Here is an 18,413-nt window from a genome sequence, read left to right as displayed (position 1 = left end):
AGATCTCGGCGAAGGCGGCGGATGGGGCACCCTGTGTGACCCACGTCGGTCCGGACGGCGCCGGGCACTTCGTGAAGATGGTGCACAACGGCATCGAGTACGCCGACATGCAGCTGATCGGTGAGGCGTACCAACTGCTGCGGGATGTCGCGGGCTACTCCCCCGCACAGATCGCGGAGATCTTCCGTACCTGGAACACCGGCCGTCTCGACTCCTACCTGATCGAGATCACGGCCGAGGTGCTGGCGCACGTGGACGCGGCGACCGGGAAGCCGTTCGTGGACGTGGTGGTGGACCAGGCGGAGCAGAAGGGCACGGGGCGGTGGACCGTGCAGATCGCCCTCGACCTCGGCGTCCCGGTGTCCGGCATCGCGGAGGCGGTCTTCGCGCGCTCCCTGTCCGGGCACGCGGCGCTGCGCGAGGCCTCGCGGGGGCTGGCGGGCCCGAAGGCGTCTGCGCTGAGCGAGTCCGAGGCGGCCGCGTTCGCGGACCGGGTGGAGCAGGCGCTGTACGCGTCGAAGATCGTGTCCTACACGCAGGGCTTCCACGAGATCGACGCGGCGCGCGCGGAGTACGACTGGGACATCGACCTCGGTGCGGTGTCCTCCATCTGGCGTGGCGGCTGCATCATCCGGGCCGCGTTCCTGGACCGGATCCGGGCGGCGTACGACGCGCGGGCGGATCTGCCGAGCCTGCTGTCCGACGAGACGTTCGCCCGTGAGATCGCCTCCGCTCAGGACGACTGGCGCGAGGTGATCGTGTCGGCGACGCGGCAGGGCGTACCGACGCCCGGCTTCTCCGCGGCCCTCGCGTACTACGACGCGCTGCGCGCCGAGCGGTTGCCCGCGGCGCTGACGCAGGGGCAGCGGGACTTCTTCGGGGCGCACACGTATCGGCGGACCGATCGGGAGGGGTCGTTCCACACGTTGTGGGGTGGGGATCGGGCTGAGGTTTCCGCCTAGCTCCCTCTTTCACGTCAGCGGTGGACCCGGTTCCGGGTTCGGTACCGGCTCCGGTCCCGGAGGGATCGGGGACGGGTTCGGCTCCGGGACCGGCTGGGGGCCCGGAGGCGGTGGTGGGGGTGTGGGGACCGGGCCCGGGGACGGGTGTGGTTCCGGGGGTGGGGTCGGCGTGGGTCCTGGGGTCGGGTCCGGGTGGACCGGGTCCGGGTACGGATTGGTCATCGTGTCCTCCGGCCTGTGATGAAGAGCGGCTCTTTGGACTACTGCCCCGCGTACCCCGGCTCGCCCGTGCAGTCACCCGCCTGGGCCCCGGCCGCGAGGCCGAGACGCGGGCTGGAGAGCACCGGGACCGCGGTCGTCGTCAGGCGCTGGGCCGGGGCCATCGAGGCCTGGGCCAGGACGATCACGTCGGCGGAGGTGACCTCGTCGGCCGCGGTGGCGATCAGCCGTACGTACCCCTCCGGGTCGCCTGCCTCGAAGCGCGGCCAGGCTCCCTCGACGAGGCGGGTCTCCACCGCGACCCGGCGTCCCGCGCGCTCCGCCTCCTCCTCGATCAGGTCCGCCGTCGGGGCGAGCGTGCTCTCCAGCGCGGCGAGGACGACGATCCGGGGGCCGGTCGCGACCGCGGTGGCAGCCATCGGGCGGTCGACGCGGAGGACCGGCACTCCGACGTCGGCGGCTGCCGCCTCCGCCACGCCGCCGATGGTCGAGCAGGTGCACAGCACCGCCCGCGCGCCCTCGGCGACCGCGTGGCGCAATGCCGCCGCCACGGCGTCCGCGACCGCCTCGGGGCCCTCGGCGCGGGCCTGCTCCAAAAGCACCTCGTCGACGAAGTGTCGTAGCTCAAGACCGGGACGGGTCTCGTCGCGCAGGGCGTCGAAGACCGGGATGTGGACCGGTGAGGTGTGCAGGAGGGCGAGGGACATCAGAAGCGGCCGGGGTGGGCCACGAGCCATTCCTTTGCCGCGCGGAGCAGTTCGGGGGCGGCGGCGGGGGCCTCGTCGGGGTGGCGTTCCGCCCACTTGAAAACGTACGGGCACAGGGGGGCGACGACCGTGCCCTCACGCGCGGCGATGGCGTACAGCTCGCGGGCGAGGGAGTCGGCGATGCCCTTTCCCTCATGGGCGGGCTCGACGATGGTGTGGACGGGGACCAGGGCGTGCCCGGGGGCCTCGAGGACGAAGTACTCGATGTGGCCGACCACTTCGTCGCCGGCGAACGCCTCCAGGCGGCCCGCCGCCCGGTCGTCGCGGATCTCTATGTCGCTCATGGGCACGCTCCTGATCCTGCGTCCGTCAGGCCGGTACGGCCTGCGGGCTGCGCTCCTGGTCCGAGCCCGGCACCGGCTCGGACGGGTCGGCGCCGAGGGCCACGATCCGGTTGTCACGGTCCACGTGCACGACCCGCGGCTTCAGTGACCGCGCCTCGGCGTCGGTGACCTGAGCGTAACTGATGATGATCACCAGGTCTCCGGGGTGCACGAGTTGGGCGGCGGCGCCGTTGATCCCGATCACCCCGGAGCCGCGTTCGCCCTCGATGACGTACGTCTCCAGCCGGGCGCCGTTGGTGATGTCGACGATGTGCACCAGCTCGCCGGGCAGCAGATCGGCGGCGTCGAGCAGGTCCGCGTCGATGGTCACCGATCCCACGTAGTGGAGGTCGGCCTGGGTGACGGTGGCACGGTGGATCTTGCTCTTGAACATGGTTCGAAGCACGGAAAAACTCCCGATCTGTCTGCTCCCTGCCTGCTTATTGCAGGTCAAGGGCGGTCTTCGGAGCGTACAACGATTCGCATCGCCGGTCAGCCGTCCCCAGGTGTTTCAGGGCTCACACTGACATTGCTGACTTTCGTGACGCGCCGTCAGGCGGGCTGCGTCGGCTGCGGGTGGCCACGGCCGCGAGGGCTCGGCCTGGTGCCTCGGCGATCCGCCGCCCTCGGCCGTCTGATGGGCCACGACGCCTTCCTCCACCAGGGCCTTGGCAGTGCCGCTCTCCTGATCAGCAGCGCTCCGCACCAGCGCCTCGCCCGAACGGTCGGCGAGCTCGTCGGCCCCTCCACGGTCTCCCACGTCGCCGCTCACCGGCCCCTGTGCCGCCTCGCAGACCACGGCCCACTGCAGCGGGGAGACCTGGGTCTCACGCCTCATGACCTGGGACTTCTGTCAGAGCCTCCCAGACGCCGACACCGGCCACGCCGCAGAGTCAGCACAAGGTTGGGACAAGGTAGCCAGGCACCACGGGCGTCGCAGCCCGGCCCAAAGCTCTACACGCTGCCGCGCTGCGGCGTACCGGTCGCCTTGTCTCCCTGAACCGCTCCGGTTCTGATGGAGGCTCGGGCTTGCTTGCAGCGGACCTCGACCGGCACGCTCCCGAACGCCGGGCGGGCCAGGTATGTCAGCCACGTAGCAAATCGCTCGGCCCTACCTGCGCCAACAGCGGCGGCTCGGATGCTCCTTCGTAAGCGAGATGCAGCTCGCGTCGGGCTCGCGTGGCCATGACGTAGTACTCCATGCGCAGCGCGGCCGAGGTGGGATCAGTGGCGGCGTCGGTGTGCGTGTCGGGGATGACGACGGTGTCGAAGCCGAGTCCCTTGGCGCTTCTCCGATGGACCAGGACGACGCCGGGACGGCCAAGGTCCAGGCGGTGGTAGCGGCCCCCTTTCCAGGCATCGGAGGTATAGAGCTGTGGTTTGAGTCTGGGCGCCTTGTTCTGCAGGGTGCCGAGCAATGAGAACTGAGTGTGCTTGGAGTGGGTTATCACTCCGATGCTGTACTGCGGATGCTGCTTGGCCAGCAGCATCACCAGGTCGGCGGCACCACGCTGCGGGAGACGGTGCAGCCGCGGAGACGGGCCCGCCCGTTCGGGTATCGGGGGCAGGCCGGCTCCGGTGTGGAAGTGGGCCGCGAAGGAGGCGATCTGCCGGGTGTTGCGGTGGTTGCCGTCGAGTTCGTGGCGCGCGCAGCGGCCCAGGCGCTCGACGATCTCGGCGAGTGTTGAGTTGGTGTCGGTCAGACGCTGGCACTCGTCCGCGTACACCGTCGTGCGGGCTCCTAGCAGTCGGCAGAGGCGGTAGAACTCCGGCGGCAGGTCCTGGCCTTCGTCCACGACCAGGGTGAGTCCGGGCGGAGGGTCGGTCGCCGCGGCCCGCTCGTACAGGGCGGGCCAGTCGAACCAGCCGTCCGGACCACCGGGCGGCTTCCCGCCGTACCACTCGGTGAGCCAGGCGTGCGCGGTCCGCACCCGCACGCTGCGGTCCGCGGGTCCCAGCGCGTGGACGGCTCCGGCCAGCGACTGGTGCAGCAGGTTGGAATAGGTCAGCAGGACCACCGGCGTTCCCGTCAGAGCGAGCATGACGGCTCGCTGGGCCGCAAGGAGGCTCTTGCCGCTTCCCGGCGGACCACTGATGAGGTGGTTGCCGTCGAAGGGCAAATCGTCGAGGCAGGAGCGCTGTTCCCGGGTGAGGTCGAGATAGGTGACGGTCACATCTCCTCCACGGCGTCGGCGGCTGCGGCGCGGGCCGCGGTGACGATGGACTCCAGGTAGCCGGGCACCCGTTCGCCGCCGACGAGGAGGGCGCGGTCGAGGAGGGTGTTTCCGGTCTCGCAACTGGTTTCGGGGAGCAGCGCGCAGGCGTGGCAGGCCGCGCGGTTGAGGTTGCCGAAGCCCTGGCCGGTGTGCTCGGCGCAGAGGGGGTCGGCAGAGCACCAGGCTGCGGCCTCCGTCATCCGGAGCAGGGTCTCAGCGAGCCTGGGCGGCTCACCCTGCTGGACGAGACCGCCGAGAGTTCCCTCCGCGTCGCCTGCGGCCGTGTAGACGAGGATGCCGTACTGATCCTGCTCACGGCGTGCGTAGATGCGTTCGCGCAGACTCGCCGTCGTGTATCCGGATTCGAAGGAGAGCTGGCGGATCAGCAGATGCGCGAGGGTGTGCAGGAGCACGAATCGCGGGGACAGCTCCGGTCCGGTCAGGATCTCCAGACGGTCCTTCTGGAAGGAGCGATCGAGGTCGGCTCGCATGCCGGAGACCTGGCGTCGGACCCTGGTGTCCGCTTCCCAGGCGGCGAGTTCACTCTTGTTCAGGGTGAGGAAAATGCCCTCTCCGAAGACCTCCACGGCGGGTAGCCACCTCAGGCGCCGCGCGGTGTCGGCGGGGACGACGGTGGCGTCCGGGGACACCCGGGTGAAGCCCGACAGGGCGCGCACCTCGCGTAGCCGGTCGGCGAGGACGATCCGGCCGAACCGGCGGCTGAGGCTCACCCAGGGGTCGGCGGTCTCGCTGGCGAGACCGAGCGTGGTCTCGCGCAGCGCGAAGTCGCGGGTGGCCGGCGGTGCCGGAGCGGTGAAGGCGTCCCATTCCTCCCGACTCAGGTCGGGCCGGTCGGGAGTACCGGTCCCGGTGGAGGTCGCCGCGGTGGGCCTCCCCGTCTCCTCGGCGAGGAGGGTGTCGAGGAGTTGGTCGTCGGCGCCGGTGTCCTCCTGAATCATCGAGCGGAAGACCTCGGCCCGCGGTGAGTCGGCGCCTCTGCACAGCGACACCCACAGATCGTGTCCGCGCACTCGTGCGGCGAGCGCGTCGTCGGTGACGGCCGGTGCGTCGGTCTCGGGGATGTCGAGCGCCGAGTGAACGATCGGGTAGTACAGGTTTCCCGCGGTGCGCTGCACCACCTGCACCGGCTTCACGCACTCCCCGGCCTCGCTCGCCCGCTGCCAGGGGTTGCGTCCCGAGCAGCGCATGCCGTGCGTGCCGAGGATGTCGAGCAGGTCCCGGGCCGCTCCGCAGCCCTTGGCGGTGCAGGCCACGGAGAGTGCCTCGAGGCCGGAGGCGCGTTCTGAGACCAGGAAGCGCAGCTTGTCACGGTCACCGCATTGCCGGCGCTCGCCCGCGTCCTTTCGGGAATGGGCCCAGAACCACCAGTCGACGTCGCTCAGGTGTCCGGCCGGGCAGATCTGCACGAATCGCATGGGTGCGAGCGCCCGCCCGGGCGAGCAGGACGGGCAGCGCGGCGGCCGGCCTGGCTTCTCGTCCGCGATGCGCCACCTGGTCATGCGACGGCAGGCACCACAGAAGAGCCAGGACGGGAAACGGATGTACGGCGCCCCGGGCGCGTCCGGCGTGTCGAACCGGTCATTGGCCGTCGCCGGCGCGGCGTAGAAGCCGGTCACCCCGATCCGGGAGGCCAGCCTGGGCGAGTCGACCTGCTGCCTGCCCCGGCTCGGCCAGTCGCCGATTCCGGTGGCGACGAACGACTCGCCCTGGATGTCGAAGACGGCTCCGACCCCGAAGGGCACCACCGTCTGGGACTGGCGTACCCGCAGTGTGCGGCTCACAGGTCGGCTCCCTTCACCATCACCTGGCACTCCCGGTCGACGTTGCGCATCGAGTTGGGCGTCTCCCACAGGCCGTATCTCTGCTCGAAGCTCTTGATGAGGTTGGACTGGCCCTTGCCCTGACTGCGGTAGAACAGCTCCCGGCCGTCCTTGCGTGCTGCGCGCGCGGCTTCCTCCCAGTCCGCGAGGAGGTCCGACAGTTCCTTGCGCACGGCGTCGCCCGCGGCGGGTTCGCAGGCCTCGGCGCGCACCGCCAGCTCCTCCACCACGGCCTCCGCTTCGGGCAGGTGGTGCAGTATCGCCCCCGCCTGGTTCTCCGCGGCGAGGCCGAGGCGGTGCCGGACGAGGATGACGAGAGCGGCGTGCAGGGCGCGGCGGCGCGAGGGCACGGACCACGGAGTGACGCTGGTCGGTTCGACGTGCCGGTACAGCGAGCGGTGGTACACGTCGAAGGTCTCGTAGTGCGAACGGTCCCGCGGCCGGGTGGCGTTGAAGAAGGTGACGACGAGGCCGGGCACGACGTGGCGGCCGACACGGCTGGTGGCCTGGATGTACTCGGCCGTCGTCTTGGGCTGCCCCTGCATGAGCATCAGTGCCAGTCGCTTCACGTCGACGCCGACGGACAGCATGTTGGTGCAGGGCAGGAAGGACACCGACTCCGGATGGTCCCATCGCTTCTCGAGCCGATCGAGCAGTACGGGTTGTTCCGCACGCGGCAGGTTGCTGGTCAGCTCCTGCACCTGGTGATCCGTCAACTTCCTTGTTCCCAGGCCGGATTCAAGTCCGGCGAGCTGAGCGGGAATGTCATCGGCCGCAGCGGTGACGGTCCGGCCGAGTTCACGCAGGCTGTGGTGGTACGCGACGAGTGTCCAGTGGGCGTCCCGGTGTTCCTCGGGCAGCTCCCATGCGCCCTGCAGCATGGCGGCGGCCACGGCGACGGCGGCGCGGCCTGCCGTGTGTCCCTGGGCCATGACTCCGAGGTAGCGGCGGCCGGGCCGGGAGGTGTCCGGTTCGGCGAAGTACGAGTGGCGGGCGTCGAGCCCGGCGGGTGGGAAGAGCTGGACGCCACCGCCGTAGAGGGCGCGGATCTGTTCCCCTGAGCGGCGGATGGTGGCCGTCGACGCCACGACCTTGGGTCCGATGCCGTCGGGCCGGGTGCACAGCCCCAGCACGGCGGCCTCGTACAGGCCGACCGTGGTGCCGAGGGGGCCGGTGAGCAGATGCAGTTCGTCCTGGATGACGAGGGACGGCGGCAGCTGCGTACCGCCCGCCGCGAACAGCCGTCCGGCACGGGGCTCCCATGCCAGTCGGGCGAACTTGTCGACGGTGCCAAGGACGAACGTGGGCGGCCGGTCGTACAGGTGCTCGTCCACCACAGCGACGGGCAGCTCGTCGTGGAAGACGCACTCCTCGCGCGGGCAGAAGAAGGCGAAGGAGTCTGCTTTGGCGCGCACGCCGTAGTCAGCGATGTCAGGTGACTTGTGGGCGGGCAGGATGCGGGTGCCGCACCAGGGGCAGCGGTCGAGGATGAACACATCCTCGGGCCGGGCGGCTGCGCGCACGTCATCGAAGGCCGCACGGGCCTTTTCGTACGTGTTCGGTGTGGTCGTCTCGCCCACCCACAGGCCGATCGAGAAGGGCTCGTCACCGTAGCCGGCCGGGTCCGCCCGACGGAGGGTTTCGAGGGCGCACACGGTGGTGGCCGCGCGCTGGAACTGCTGGGTGGTGAGCAGGCTGAGGGTGTAGCGACTGAGGACCGCCGTGCCGCCCCCGTCGGGTTCGCGCCTGCGCAGAGTCATGGTGAAGGCCGCGAGCAACAGGTACGCCTCGGTCTTGCCGCCGCCGGTCGGGAACCAGATGAGGTCGGTGACGGCCCGGTCCTGGTGCCGGGGGTCGGCCACGCCGTCCAGCGCCAGCAGGAAGAACGCCAGCTGGAAGGGGCGCCAGGCGGCGTCGGGAGTCGGCTCTGGGTCCGGGGGTACGGCGTCGCGGCGAGACCGGCGCGTCCCCGCCAGATCCGGGGCGAAGTGGCGCATCTGGAGCGCCATGACGTGGTTGGCGGTACGGAAGGCGCGCAGCAGTTCGGGCCGGGACGGATCGCAGAGGGTGCGCACCCCTGACTCGATGCGGGCGACGGCGGCGGCGATACGGCCCAGGACGCGGTCCGCGGCGGCTCGTCCCCACTCGGGGATGTCCGCGTTCAGCTGCCCCACGTACCACGCACGGTAGTCGGCGGCGAACTCCCAGAGTTCTTCGCTAAGTTGGTTGACAGGGATATCGGGGTCGGCAAGGTGCCCAAGGTTCAGCACCGGGGTGCCGCTGGGGCCCGCCGCCCGCACACCGGTGACCTCGGCCTCCGGCATGACGGCCGCGCGCAGCGCCGTGACCTGGCCGCCCGCATCGTCGTACTGCTCCTCGACCGCGCAGCCATGTCCCACGGCGTGGGTGCGCACGTGCCGGTACTGCAGGCGCAGTTCCTGCTCCTCCGGGTCGCGGCTGGCGAGGCGGACGCTTGGGTACTGGAGCACCCTGCCGTCGACGGGCCGTGCCTCCAGCTCCACTTGGAACAGCATGCGATCCCACTGGGCGGCCTTGCCGAGGGCCGGCTCGTGCCGGATCGCATTTACCAGAGCCACAGTCACCAGTTGTCCGGTACCGAACGCGCGGCGCCTTACGCGGAGTTCGGCGCGCGCGTCGAGGACGGCAACCTCAAGGCGGTCGGGGCCGAGGATGTGCGTCTCGGCCAGCAGTGGAATGCGCTGCCAGCTCCGGCCCCGTTCGCTCGTACCGGAGCGGGTCTCGTAGCGGGCACCGGAACAGCGGATCTCCACGGTGGCGGCGTCGGTGTGGAAGCTGAGGCCGAGCGAGGAGGGCAGCCACGAGTTCGACTCCGCGACGGGGTCGGCGGCGGGAGCGGTGTCCTCGGCCGCCCTCTCCGTACCGGCACCGTCCGGCTCCTCGGCGGCCAGGTCCAACTGGCGCTGCAGATCGGCGTCCTGGGGATACAGGGTGCCCATCAGGTACTGCCTGTCCGGCGGGGCGTCGAGCGTCTCGTCTTCGCCCCCCGCCGGGCCGACGAGCTGTCTGTGCAGGTAGGCGACGAGTTCCTGTCTGGGGTCCATGCTGTTCCTTCAGAGGTACGGGGACGTGGGCGGCGCGCGCTTCAGATCCGGCGCCAGCGGTCCCGGAAAGTGCTGCCGTCGGTGTCGGCTGCCTGCGCCGCGGCCAGCTCTTGTTGCAGTTCGCTGATGCGGGCCCAGGCGTTGTGCTCGCTCTGGGCGATGCGCTGGGCGGCCTGCTGCTCGACGGTCTCCGCGTGCCGGCGGGCCGCCTCGACGGCCTGGTTCCGTTGGGCGAGTGTGGCTTCCGCCTGTCGAAGTCTCGCCTCGAGGTCGGAGATACGCGTCTCGACTCCTTCCCGGTACTCCCGCAGACGCCTGTCCGTCTCTCCGGCCCGTTTCTGGTGGAAGTCAGCCTTCTCGGTGGCGACCCGGACGGATTCCTCACCCTGCTCCACCTGACGGACAAGTTCCTGCCGCATCGCATGCTGCTCCTGTTTCAGCAGCGCGATCCGCGCTCCGGCCTCGGCCCGCAGAAACTCCTCGCGGCGAGCCAGTGTCTTGTCCATACGCCGCAGCAACGCGCCCTCAAGGGCATCGAGCTGCCGCTCGGTATCCGCCTCCACGGCAGCGGCACGTTCCTCGACGACCTGCCGCGCCTGGCGCTCCTGGACGAGGCGCTCCTGGTGTTCGAGCCGCACACGCTCCAGCTCGGCCTCGTGCTCACGGCGGATCCCGGCGACGAGTTGCCCGTCGTCAGGGCTCCCCTGCTCCTCACCCTGGACGGCGACGGACTGTGTTCCCTCATCCCGGTCTTCAGAGGACAGCTCTGTGTCCGCTGCGGAAGGGCCTCCTGGGCCGTCCATCGCCTCATCGTGTCCTGGCACGTGGTGGTGGCTCTGCCCGCTCTCGCCTGAGCGTGCACCACGGCGGGGGACCGTCTCGGTCCGGCTCTTCCCGTCAGCTGCCCCAGGGGTGGACGGCCGTGCATCGTCGGACACGTCCTCCGGCATCGTGGCCTCACCGTCCGAGGCCCCCGCGGACGCGCCGCCCAGGTGCGCATCGGACGCGGGTCGTCGTTCCCCGGGCGCCCGTAGGCTCGGGATGCCCGCAGCGAGTTCCCGCAGCGCGTCACGCACGGCCAGGCGGGACTCCGAGTTCACCAACGGCTTCCTGGCCAAGTACGCCCTGGGGGTTAGCCCGACCAGTGCCTCCGAGGGCCGCTCGAAGAAGTCCTCGGGCCGACGCTGGGCCTTTCTCAGCGTGTCGAAGACGCGCTGCAGGACTTCCAGAGCCGTGAGCACCTGTCGGTCCGGCATGCTGCGCTCCCGCGCCGCGCGTACGACGTCCGCGGCGGCCCGAGGCCCGAGGATCACCGTCAGCTGGGCCTGTCCCAGCGCCAGCAGCGCGTATTCGGCCAGCCAGTCGATGCCGCCCTCGAACCTCGCCCCCAGGCGCAGGGCCTTCTCCCAGTCCGCGGTGCGCTGCAGCGGCTCGGCGGGGTTGCGCTCCTCGGGCGACTCAGGCGACTCGGGCTCGTCGGCTTGGTCGGGCCCTTCTCGCTCGGCGGCCTCAACGGCCGAGGTCGCAAAAGGGGGTTCCGCGAAACCGTCTAGCGTGTCCTTCCCCGCGTCCCTCTCGCTTTCCTCCACCGTCGCGGCCTCCTCCCCGTCGTTCCGGTGTGACGACTCATCGGCCTGCGTCGGGCCGTCGTGGGCTCGGGATGACGGCCCGTCCACCAAGACCACGGGCATCGCCCTGCTATGAGCACGCCGTTTTGTCCACCGGGCCAGCTTCCAGTACTCCGCGGCCTCCTGCGCATTCCCGCCCTCGTACGCACTGACGACCCCGGCCATCCGCAGGCGCGCCCTGAATGCCGAGAGAGCCTTGCTCCCCACCTGCCGGATGCGCTCCCGGGTCACGCCGAACTCCCGCCCCAGTTCGTCGAGCGTCGAGGGATCGTCGCCGTCGAGGCCCAGGCGTCGGACGAGGACGCGGGCGTCACGCTCGGAGAAGGTGTCGACGACGGCCATGACGTCTTCCATCAGGAGTGTGTTCACCACACCCTGCTCCACCGACGGCAACGCGTGGCTTTCTTCGACGAAGTCGCCTAGAGTGGCGCCGTCACCGATGACGCGGTCGAGCGAGTCAGTGCGTCGACTCAGTCTCCGTATCTCCTCCACCCTCTGCACGGTCATGTCGCACTGCACCGCCACGTCAACGGCCGACGCGGGCCGCCCTTGCGCGGCGAGAGCGCGTTCCGCAGCCGAGACCTTGCGCATCTGCTCGTGCATGTGGACCGGAATCCGGATGAGCGCACCCTCGTCCGCGATGGCCCGTGTGATCTGCTGACGGACCCACCAGGTCGCGTACGTAGAGAACTTGTAGCCCTTCGTCGGGTCGAATTTGCGAGCGGCACTCATCAGCCCGAGCGCGCCACGTTCTGCGCGAAGAGCGGCTCCGGCACGACACCGTCCACGGCGGCGCGCCTCAACCGAGCCAGCAACTCCCCCACAGCGACTCTCAAGCCGGGCGGACCCATTTCACCGGCGGTTCGATCCTGCACGACACCCACCCCCGCTCACTCATGGCAAGATTAGGAGTGACGTGTTGACAATGTCAACGCATCAAACACCTATCAGGAATGGCCTTCATCGTGTACCGTGACGACTACCTCACTGTCTGTTCTGACACGATGGACCGTGCGGCAGCAGGCCAGGGCGCGTTCCTGCGCGGGAACGCGAGTGCAGGACAGGGGGAGCGGCAGTGAGCCACGAGCTCGTCGACGGCAGATTCCGCATCGGGCGGGTCATCGGCAAGGGCAACATGGGGGAGGTTCACCGGGCCGAGGACCTGCAGGCCCCGGAGGGCAGCTCCGAACGCCGAGTCGCCGTGAAGACCATCCTTCGCCGCCGTACGGGTGGCCTCATCGACACCGGCACGGACAACAAGGCCGTCGAGCGCTTCGCCCGAGAGGTGCGCATCATGCGCCGCCTGGAACACCCGAACCTGACCCGGCTCATCGCCGGCGGAATCAGTACGGACGGCGGACTGCCCTATCTGGCCATGGAGTTCCTGGACGGTGAGACGCTGCGCGACCTCATCGAGGAAGAGCGCCAGCTGCCCATCTCCTGGGTGGCAGCGATCGGGGCCCAGATAGCCGACGGCCTGAGCACCGCCCACGCGGCCGACGTTGTGCACCGCGACCTCAAGCCCGCGAACGTCATGCTCACCCGGGGCGGCACCGTTAAGGTCCTCGACTTCGGCATGGGCCGTATCGTCGACGACCCGGACGAGGCCCGGCTCACCAGCACCGGCGTCAGCGTCGGCACCGCCCGCTACATGGCGCCCGAGCAGTTCGAGGCCCGGCAGGTGACCCAGGCCGCCGACCTGTACGCGCTGGGCTGTGTGCTGTACGAAATGCTCGTCGGTGTACCGCCCTTCGTGAGCGAGTCGCCGTTCGAACTCGCCCGCAAGCACCTCGAGACCGAGCCGACACCCCTCGGCGTCATCCGTGGCGACATTCCCGCCGAGCTGATACGACTCGTCGGCCGGCTGCTCGCAAAGGACCCCGCCGACCGACCGGCGAGCGCGGCCGATGTCCACGAGGCCCTGTGTTCGCTCGCCGTCGGGGCCGGTGACACGCCGCAACTCCCCCACTGGAGCGCTCTCGACCCGACACGGCCCCTGGCCGCAACCGCCGCCCGCACGGCCGCTTCCCCGTCCACGCCCGCCCCACGACCGGCAGCCGTCACGGCCTCCGGCACGGCGATGGACGTCTTCGGTGTGCACCGTGCCCTCATCAAGGACTACCGCGACTTCACCGAGGGCGGCACCGTCATCCGCGACGACCGCATCGCGGCGTTCGTGGAGAAGGACCTCGACAACAAGTCGCAGTGGCCCGATCCGTGGCTGTCGCTCAACCCGTTCTTCCAGAGCGGCGGCACGGTCGCGGAACTGGTCGGGGACAAGGTCCTCCACCCCGAGTGCGCCCGCATCTTCCAGGCCGGCAAGACGGAGGGCGGCACCGTTCCCGACGGGCGGCCGCTCACCCTCCACCGGCACCAGCGCGAGGCCATCGACGCTGCCGCACGCGGCGCCTCGTACGTGTTGACGACCGGCACCGGCTCCGGCAAGTCGCTGTCGTACATCGTCCCGATCGTCAACCGCGTACTTCACGAGCGGGACGCGGAAGGTCCCAGGGCCGTCAAGCGGGTGCGCGCCATCATCGTGTACCCGATGAACGCGCTGGCGAACAGCCAGCTCAAGGAGCTGGAGAAGTACCTGCGCGACGGCTACGGCCAGGGCCACGAGCCGGTCACCTTCGCCCGCTACACGGGCCAGGAGGACGACGAGAAGCGCAAGGAGATCCGGGACAATCCGCCGGACATCCTGCTCACCAACTATGTGATGCTGGAGCTGATGCTGACCCGGCCCGCCGACCGGGCCAGCCTCATCAAGATGGCCAAGGGTCTGGAGTTCCTGGTCTTCGACGAACTGCACACCTACCGCGGCCGACAGGGCGCCGACGTGGCCCTCCTGATCCGCCGGGTGCGCGAGGCCTGTCAGGCACCCGACGTGCAGTGCATCGGCACCTCGGCCACCATGTCGACCGAGGGCACCGTCGAGGACCAGAAGAAGGTGGTCGCCGACGTGGCGAGCCGGTTGTTCGGCACGACGGTCAGCCCCGAACACGTCATCGGCGAGACGCTCGTACGCGCCACCGACGAGGCTCCCGACACCGTCCCCGCCGAGCGCCTGACCTCCCCGGCGGCGCCGCGCGCTTACGACGATCTGGTGCGCGATCCGCTGGCCCGCTGGATCGAGACGCGGTTCGGCCTCGCCACGGACGAGTCCACGGGTCGACTGGTGCGCCGCCGGCCCACGAAGATCGAGGTCGCGGCACGCGAACTGGCGGAGCAGTCGGGGGTGCCCAAGGACGACTGCGCGAAGGCCATCGAGGCGACCCTGGAAGCCGGCTCGCAGGCCCGGCATCCGGTCACCGACCGTCCCCTGTTCGCGTTCCGGCTGCACCAGTTCCTCTCCAAGGGCGACACCGTGTACGTCACCCTGGAGGACAAGCTCTCCCGCCACCTGACCCGCGCCTACCAGCTGGAGCAGCCGGGCAGCGGCGGCAAGCTGCTGATGCCGCTGGCGTTCTGCCGCGAGTGCGGCCAGGAGTACCTGACCGTCTGGCGCACCGAGAAGGACGGCGAGGTGCGTTACGAGGCCCGCCGGGACACCTCCGCCACGGGCGGACGCCAGGGCGACGGTTACCTCTTCATCGACCAGGAGCGGCCCTGGCCGTCCAGCGTCCAGTACGCCGTCGACGACCGCCGAATGCCCGAGTCCTGGCTGGAGTTGGACGACAGAGGCCAGGAGGTGGTCAGGAAGACCTACCGCGACCGGATGCCGCGCGCGGTCACCGTGGACCCGCTCGGCTACGAGGGCAGGGGCGAGCTGCAGGCTGCGTTCATCCCCTCCCCGTTCCTGTTCTGCCTCCATTGCGGTGTGGCCTACGAGCAGACGCGCGGCCGGGACTTCGCCAAGTTGGCGACGCTGGACCAGGAGGGCCGTTCCTCGGCGACCTCCCTCATCTCGGCTTCGGTGGTGCGGTCCTTGAAGTCGGTGCCGGAGGAGGCGCTGGACAAGGAGGCCCGCAAGCTCCTGACCTTCGTCGACAACCGCCAGGACGCATCGCTCCAGGCCGGTCACTTCAACGACTTCGTGCAGATCACCCAGTTGCGCGGGGCGCTGTACCGGGCCGCCCTGGACGCGGGCGAGGACGGCCTCACCCATGAGGAGCTGGCCTCGGCGGTGACGAACGCGCTTGGCATCGGTCCCGTGGACTACACCGGTGAAGCGGACCAGCCCCCCACGCTCGCCAAGTCGGCCGCCAAGACCCTGCGCGACGTGGTCGCCTTCCGGCTCTACCTCGACCTGGAGCGCGGCTGGCGCATCACCATGCCCAACCTGGAGCAGACCGGTCTGCTGGAGATCGGCTACGCGGACCTGCGCTGGGTCGCGGACAAGCAGGACCGCTGGGCGCACACCCACGCGGTCCTGCGGGACGCCGATCCGGCCCTGCGGGCCGAGATCATGAAGGTGCTGCTCAACGAGATGCGCCGCTCGCTCGCCATCGACGTGTCGTACTTCCGGGACGACTTCGACGCGTTGCAGCGGGCGAGCGAGGAGCGGCTGGTGGACCCGTGGGTGCTGTCGGCCTCCGACCGTCCGCGCGTGGGCACCGCTTACCCGCATCCGTCGGGCCGGGGACTGGACCGCTCCGGCCTGTTCCTCTCCGCGCGCGGCAAGTTCGGCAAGTACCTCAAGCGCGCCGACGCCTCGTTCAAGAACCTCTCCCCCGACAATCTGCAGCTCGTCATCGCGGAACTGCTGAAGGTGCTGGCCGCCAACGGCCTGGTGAAGGAGGTGGCGGAGGCGCCGAAGGGCGCGGGCCGCTACCGCAGGCCGACGACGCCGGTCACGACCGGTTACCGGGTCGCGGCCCAGTCGCTGATCTGGCGCGCCGGCAAGGGCGAGACGGGCACGCACGACCCGCTGACCCGCACCTACCCCAGCGGCGACGGCCCGCGGGTGAACACCTTCTTCCGGGACCTGTACCAGGAGGCGGCGAGCGCGCTGTCCGGCCTGTTCGCCCGCGAACACACCGCCCAGGTCGCCCCGGAGGAGCGGGAGCGGCGCGAGGAGGCGTTCCGCAAGGCGGAGCTGAAGCTGCTGTACTGCTCCCCCACGATGGAGCTGGGCGTCGACATCTCCTCCCTGAACGCGGTGATGATGCGAAACGTGCCGCCCACGCCCGCCAACTACGCGCAGCGTTCCGGCCGCGCGGGCCGCAGCGGCCAGCCCGCGCTGGTGACGACGTACTGCGCGACGGGCAACAGTCACGACCAGTACTACTTCCGCCGTTCTGAGCGGATGGTGGCGGGCGCGGTGGCCCCGCCGCGCCTGGACCTCGCCAACGAGGACCTGGTCCTCTCCCACTTGCAGGGCATATGGATCGCGGAGGCCGGCCTGAAGCTGGGCCGCGCAATACCCGAGGTCCTGGACGTGTCGCACCCGGACACCGGCGACCGCCCGAACCCGGCCCTGAAGCTGCTGCCCGACATCCTCGACACGTCCCTGGACGAGACCGCGCAGCACCGCACGGTGGACGCGGCGCTGCGGGTGCTCGGCCCGCTGCTCCCGGACTTCGCGGACACGACGTGGTGGCACGACGACTGGATCCAGGACCGGGTGCGCACGGTGCCTGAGCGCTTCGACCAGGCCTTCGACCGGTGGCGGCAGTTGTTCCGCGCGGCGCTCGACGACCAGTACATCCAGAACAAGCGGCGCCTGGACTACAGCCTGACCGAGAGCGACCGCAACCGGGCGAACGCCCGCCGCCGCGAGGCGGAGACGCAGCTGAACCTGTTGATGAACGAGAGCGTGGACAGCAAGTCGGTGCTCTCCGACTTCAACCCCTACCGCTACCTGGCCTCCGAGGGCTTCCTGCCCGGCTACAGCTTCCCGCGCCTGCCGCTGGCCGCCTACATTCCCACCATCGGCCGCCGGGGCGACGGCGACTACCTCCAGCGTCCCCGCTTCCTCGCCATCCGCGAGTTCGGCCCCGGCGCGCTCATCTACCACGAGGGCGCCCGCTACCAGGTGACCCGCATCCAGCTGCCGCCGGACTCCTCCGGTGACCTGGCGACCAGCGAGGCCCGCCGCTGCGCGCACTGCGGCTACCACCACGACCCGGCCGAGCGCCAGGACCGCTGCCACATGTGCGACGAACCGCTGGGCGCGGCCACCCATGGGCTGCTCCAGCTGCACACCGTCTACACCGCGCGACGCGAACGCATCTCCTCTGACGAGGAGGAGCGCCGCCGGGCCGGCTTCCGCCTGGAGATGTCGTACCGCTTCCAGGACCACGGCGCCCGCAAGGGCCGCCTCAACGCGTCCGTCACGGACGCCTCGGACGCCCCGCTCGCCGACCTGGCGTACGGCGACTCGGCGACCGTCCGCATCACCAACCTCGGCCGGGTGCGCGCCAAGAAGGACGAGCCCGCGGGCTACTGGCTTGACCTCGCCGACGGCCGCTGGATGAACGACAAGGACGCCGCCGAGGCCTCCGGCGACTCCAGCGAGCTGCCGGTGGTCGACGAGGACGGCAAGGAGCGGCGCCGCAGGAAGCGGGTCATCCCGTACGTCGAGGACCGCCGCAACATCCTCGTCGTCACCCTCGACGAGGCCCTGCCCGAGCCCGAGGCGCTGTCCCTCATGTACGCGCTGGAGCGGGGCATCGAGGCCGCGTTCGAGCTGGAGGACGCCGAGCTGTCCAGCGAACTGCTGCCGCCGGACGGCGGACCGCGCAACCGGTTCCTGTTCATGGAGGCCGCCGAGGGCGGCGCGGGCGTACTGCGCCGCCTCCAGGCCGAGCCGGACGCCCTGGCGAAAGCGGCCCAATACGCCCTGTCGATCTGCCACTTCGACGAGGACGGCACCGACCTGGGCGGCCCGCACCCGGACCGCCCGTGCGCCCTGGGCTGCTACGAGTGCCTGCTGACGTACGGCAATCAGCTCGACCACGCGCTGATCAACCGCCACGCGGCCCGGCACCTTCTGGTGCGGTTCGCCTCGGCGACGGCGGAGCGCGAGTCGCGCGGCGAGTCCCGGTCGGAGCAGTACCGGCGGCTGCTCGACCAGACCCCCGCGGCGCCGACGGCGGTCGAGGCGACGGCCGCCGCCGAACTGGCCGCGCGCGGTGACTTCCTGGGCTGGGCAAAGGCACGGGGACTGCACCTTCCGGACGAGGCGGGGCCCTTCCTCACCGAGGCGAACGCGATGCCCGACTTCGTGTACCGGCTCCCAGGCGGAAACGTGGCCGTCTTCGTCGACACACCCGACAAGGAACAGGACGCCTTCCGGGACGAGGACGCCGAGGACCGTCTCTTCAACGCCAGTTGGGACGTCGTCCGCTTCGCGCACGGCGACGACTGGGACGCCATCGCTGCCGCCAACGCCCGCTACTTCGGCACGCCGACCGCCAACTGACGACCGCC

Annotated in this window: 9 protein-coding genes and 1 pseudogene; 2 read left to right on the top strand and 8 right to left on the bottom strand. The window is 70.4% G+C overall.

Annotation, left to right across the window (positions count from 1 at the left end; all coding sequences use genetic code 11):
* Positions 1 to 962, top strand: a 962-nt coding sequence (gndA, locus tag H4N64_RS03360; protein WP_186280551.1) for an NADP-dependent phosphogluconate dehydrogenase, incomplete at its 5' end; no start/stop codon positions are given.
* A 260-nt stretch (positions 963 to 1,222) separates the two neighbouring features.
* Here gndA and H4N64_RS03355 read toward each other — a convergent pair.
* The 8 genes and pseudogenes from H4N64_RS03355 to H4N64_RS03320 all read right to left on the bottom strand — a co-directional run.
* The gene (locus H4N64_RS03355; RefSeq protein ID WP_186280550.1) at positions 1,223 to 1,888 is read right to left on the bottom strand and encodes an aspartate/glutamate racemase family protein; all 666 of its coding nucleotides are present in this window, start codon (positions 1,886 to 1,888) and stop codon (positions 1,223 to 1,225) included.
* Positions 1,888 to 2,232 (bottom strand): GNAT family N-acetyltransferase, encoded by a 345-nt coding sequence (locus H4N64_RS03350; protein ID WP_186280549.1) that lies wholly within the window; start codon positions 2,230 to 2,232, stop codon positions 1,888 to 1,890. Before H4N64_RS03350 ends, H4N64_RS03355 begins: the two co-directional genes overlap by 1 nt.
* 25 nt (positions 2,233 to 2,257) lie before the next feature.
* A complete protein-coding gene (gene panD, locus H4N64_RS03345; protein WP_186280548.1) occupies positions 2,258 to 2,677 on the bottom strand; it encodes an aspartate 1-decarboxylase in 420 nt (139 codons plus the stop codon).
* A gap of 105 nt (positions 2,678 to 2,782) precedes the next feature.
* Positions 2,783 to 3,109 carry a hypothetical protein gene (locus H4N64_RS03340; RefSeq protein ID WP_186280547.1) on the bottom strand — a complete coding sequence of 109 codons (327 nt, stop codon included), beginning with the start codon at positions 3,107 to 3,109 and terminating at the stop codon, positions 2,783 to 2,785.
* 247 nt (positions 3,110 to 3,356) lie between these two features.
* Complete coding sequence (locus H4N64_RS03335; protein ID WP_186280546.1) at positions 3,357 to 4,445, bottom strand: DEAD/DEAH box helicase; 1,089 nt, start codon at positions 4,443 to 4,445, stop codon at positions 3,357 to 3,359.
* Positions 4,442 to 6,289: a DrmB family protein gene (drmB, locus tag H4N64_RS03330; protein ID WP_186280545.1), complete on the bottom strand. Its 1,848-nt coding sequence runs from the start codon at positions 6,287 to 6,289 to the stop codon at positions 4,442 to 4,444. The genes H4N64_RS03335 and drmB overlap by 4 nt, the downstream gene beginning before the upstream one ends.
* On the bottom strand, positions 6,286 to 9,411 hold the full coding sequence (locus tag H4N64_RS03325; RefSeq protein ID WP_186280544.1) for a helicase-related protein: 3,126 nt from the start codon (positions 9,409 to 9,411) through the stop codon (positions 6,286 to 6,288). The genes drmB and H4N64_RS03325 overlap by 4 nt, the downstream gene beginning before the upstream one ends.
* Before the next feature lie 41 nt (positions 9,412 to 9,452).
* A pseudogene (locus H4N64_RS03320) lies at positions 9,453 to 11,777 on the bottom strand (sigma-70 family RNA polymerase sigma factor); the annotation flags it as partial.
* Positions 11,778 to 12,114: 337 nt separating this feature from the next.
* Here H4N64_RS03320 and H4N64_RS03315 point away from each other — a divergent pair.
* A complete protein-coding gene (locus H4N64_RS03315) occupies positions 12,115 to 18,405 on the top strand; it encodes a protein kinase domain-containing protein (RefSeq protein WP_186280542.1) in 6,291 nt (2,096 codons plus the stop codon).
* Positions 18,406 to 18,413 lie beyond the last annotated feature (8 nt).

It is taken from the genome of Streptomyces cupreus (assembly GCF_014257025.1).
GTDB classification, from domain to species: domain Bacteria; phylum Actinomycetota; class Actinomycetes; order Streptomycetales; family Streptomycetaceae; genus Streptomyces; species Streptomyces cupreus.
The sequence above is the reverse complement of the archived record's forward strand: the minus strand, read 5'-3'. Positions and strand labels throughout refer to the sequence as shown.